Annotated in this window: 4 protein-coding genes; all 4 read left to right on the top strand. The window is 31.9% G+C overall.

From position 1 onward, the window contains the following. Window positions 1-449 precede the first annotated feature (449 nt). The 4 genes from tsaE to tsaD are packed head-to-tail and all read left to right on the top strand — an operon-like array spanning window position 450 to window position 3,090. Complete coding sequence (tsaE, locus tag VK998_RS04380; RefSeq protein ID WP_325225913.1) at window positions 450-911, top strand: tRNA (adenosine(37)-N6)-threonylcarbamoyltransferase complex ATPase subunit type 1 TsaE; 462 nt, start codon at window positions 450-452, stop codon at window positions 909-911. Further along, a complete protein-coding gene (gene tsaB / locus VK998_RS04375) occupies window positions 908-1,606 on the top strand; it encodes a tRNA (adenosine(37)-N6)-threonylcarbamoyltransferase complex dimerization subunit type 1 TsaB (RefSeq protein ID WP_325225911.1) in 699 nt (232 codons plus the stop codon). Before tsaE ends, tsaB begins: the two co-directional genes overlap by 4 nt. Window positions 1,607-1,608: 2 nt before the next feature. Further along, on the top strand, window positions 1,609-2,058 hold the full coding sequence (gene rimI, locus VK998_RS04370; protein ID WP_325225908.1) for a ribosomal protein S18-alanine N-acetyltransferase: 450 nt from the start codon (window positions 1,609-1,611) through the stop codon (window positions 2,056-2,058). Between the two features lie 12 nt (window positions 2,059-2,070). Then, a complete protein-coding gene (gene tsaD, locus VK998_RS04365; RefSeq protein ID WP_325225905.1) occupies window positions 2,071-3,090 on the top strand; it encodes a tRNA (adenosine(37)-N6)-threonylcarbamoyltransferase complex transferase subunit TsaD in 1,020 nt (339 codons plus the stop codon). The last annotated feature ends 30 nt before the right edge of the window (window positions 3,091-3,120 follow it).

Raw genomic sequence — 3,120 nt, 5'->3', positions numbered from 1 at the left:
ATAGTAGCTATGGGCTCTGCAGTAAATAAATATGTAGTAGATTTTAAAACCTTAATTCTATATGCAGTAGTACCATTTAACTTATTTAAAGGTATTATAGTTACTTTGGTAACTTTGCTGATATATAAAAGAGTATCACCAATACTTCATAAGTAATGATTTAAGGGAAGGATTCTTCCCTATCTAGGGAATGCTAGGGAATGACTGATAATAGGAGATTCTTCACGGAGTTCAGAATGACAAGAGTAGATTAGAAATAGTTTTAATTTACTTATATGTCATCCTGGAGAAATGGGAAGGGTCTCTTTTTTTAATTATTCAGTTTGAATAATTAAATGGGACAGCGAGAACTGTCCCCGCTGTCCCAAGAAAATGTGAACTGTGAATTGTGAATTGAACAATACCATGCTATAATAATAGTTAGTTTATGGAATAGGAAGGTTGATTTTATGGTTAAAATAGTATTGGATGGATTAAAGGAAACTGAAGAGTTTGGGGAAAAATTAGGGAGACTTTTAAAAGGTGGAGATATACTCTCCTTAACTGGTGATTTAGGTGCAGGTAAAACTACTTTAACAAAGTCTATAGGTATTGGATTAGGTGTTTCAGATTATATTACCAGCCCTACTTTTACTTTAATAAATGAATATAAGGGAAGAACTTGGTTATATCATTTTGATGTATATAGATTAGAAGATGAAGAAGATTTATTGGATTTAGGTTATGAAGACTATTTTTACTCCAATGGTGTTACCATAGTAGAGTGGGGGAATAAAATAGAGAGCATCCTTCCAGAGAATAGGATAAATATTAATATTGAAAAGGGAAAGGAATTAAATAAAAGGATTATAACCATATCTGGACAAGGGGAAAATTATGAAAAAATAGTTAAGGAGTTGAATGGAAATTGAAAGTATTAGGAGTAGATACATCTACTATGATGGCAACCTGTGCTGTTTTAGATGAAGAAAGATTGTTAGGAGAATTTTCATTAAATCAGGAAATGACCCATTCTGAAAATTTAGTGCCTATGATCAAGGAAGTATTGGATAGTTTGAATTTACAAATATCAGATATAGATTTATATGGGGTATCCTTAGGACCTGGCTCCTTTACTGGTCTTAGAATTGGAATAGCAACGGTTAAATCTTTTGCCCATGTATTTGATAAACCTATTGTAGGAGTTTCTACTTTAGAAGGGTTGGCTTTTAATCTAGTCCATAAAGGACCAATAGTACCTATGATAGATGCTAGAAGAAATAGAGTTTATACTGGTATATATAAATGGCAAAAGGGTAGGATTATTAATGTATTGAAACCTTCCATAATGGAAATAAAAGAATTATTAGAATTACTTAATGGAGATTATGATAATATAATGGTAAATGGAAATGGTGCTTTACTTTATGAGGATAAGATAAAAGATATTTTGAAAGATAAAGTTAATCTATCCCCAATAAGTTTAAATAGTTGTAGAGCAGCAAGTATTGCAGAACTTGCTTTATTAAAAGACAAAGAGGAAAATAAATACGATTATTATAATATTGTGCCAGATTATTTACGTGAATCTCAAGCCCAACGAGAGTTAAGAAAGAAGGAAAGGTAACTATGGACCTATTAATTCGTGAAATGAAAGAATCGGATTTAGATAGAGTAATGGAAATCGAGAAAAAAGCATTCACTCCTCCATGGTCAAGGGAGGCCTTTTTATTAGAATTAACTAAAAATTTACTAGCTAAATATATAGTGGCAATTATAGATGATGATGTAGCAGGATATGGAGGGATATGGCTTATATTAGATGAAGGGCATATTACCAATATTGCAGTAGATGAAAAATATAGAGGATTAGGAGTGGGTAATAAGCTTTTAGAAGGCCTTATTCAATTGTGTATAGACAGAAATATAAGAGCTATGACTTTGGAAGTTAGAAAATCCAATGAAGTAGCTAAATCCTTGTATAAAAAATATGGGTTTAAAGAATATGGAATAAGACCAAAGTATTATCAAGACAATAACGAAGATGCGATTATAATGTGGAAAAGTATAGATTTTTAATGGGGTGAAAAGATGAAAAAAGAATTGATAACTTTAGCTATAGAGACTTCCTGTGATGAAACTTCCTGTGCTGTATTAAAAAATGGTAGGGAAGTTTTATCTAATATAATCTCCTCCCAAATAGATATTCACAAAAAATTTGGAGGAGTAGTTCCAGAAGTAGCTTCAAGAAAACATATTGAAAATATGAATTTGATCATTCAACAAGCTTTAGATGAAGCAGATATTACTTTTAAGGATATAGATTTAATAGGTGTAACTCAAGGACCAGGATTAGTAGGTGCTTTACTTGTTGGTATATCTAGTGCTAAAGCTATAGCCTATGGATTAAACAAACCCTTAGTGGGAGTAAATCATATAGAAGGACATATATCTGCTAATTATATTGAACATAAGAATTTAGAACCTCCTTTCACTTGTCTCATAGTTTCTGGAGGCCATACCTATTTAGTTCAAGCAGAAGACTATACCAAGTATGAATTAGTAGGTAGAACAAGAGATGATGCAGCAGGAGAAGCCTTTGATAAAGTAGCCAGAGCCTTAGGTTTATCTTATCCTGGAGGGCCATTGATTGATAAATTATCCAAGGAAGGGAATCCTAATGCTATAGATTTCCCAAGGGTATATTTAGAACATAATAGTTATGATTTTAGCTTTAGTGGGTTAAAGACTGCTGTATTAAATTATCTTAATCAAACTAAACAAAAGAAAGAAGAAATAGTAGTAAAGGATGTAGCAGCTAGTTTTCAACAAGCTGTTATAGAAGTTCTTGTGGAGAAAACTATTAAGCTTGCCAAAGAGAGAAAATCCCAAAAAATAGTTATGGCTGGTGGAGTAGCAGCTAATGAAGGATTGAGGAATCTAATGATGAAAGTAGGAGAAGATGAAAATATAGAGATATTTTATCCTTCGCGAATATTATGTACGGATAATGCTGCTATGATAGGTTCAGCTGCTTATTTTAATTATATAAAGGGGCAGGTTTCTGATCTGTATTTAAATGTAGTACCAAATTTAGAGTTAAAAGGATAATTACCAACAATCTTTCCACATTTTCTTCAC

The organism is Schnuerera sp. (assembly GCF_035459645.1).
Lineage (GTDB): Bacteria > Bacillota > Clostridia > Tissierellales > Tepidimicrobiaceae > Schnuerera.
The sequence above is the reverse complement of the archived record's forward strand: the minus strand, read 5'-3'. Positions and strand labels throughout refer to the sequence as shown.

Bases quoted from the DNA above. Each gene is read 5' to 3' on its own strand.
- tsaE (WP_325225913.1), top strand. From the start codon at position 450: ATGGTTAAAATAGTATTGGATGGATTAAAGGAAACTGAAGAGTTTGGG.
- rimI (WP_325225908.1), top strand. From the start codon at position 1,609: ATGGACCTATTAATTCGTGAAATGAAAGAATCGGATTTAGATAGAGTA.
- tsaD (WP_325225905.1), top strand. From the start codon at position 2,071: ATGAAAAAAGAATTGATAACTTTAGCTATAGAGACTTCCTGTGATGAA.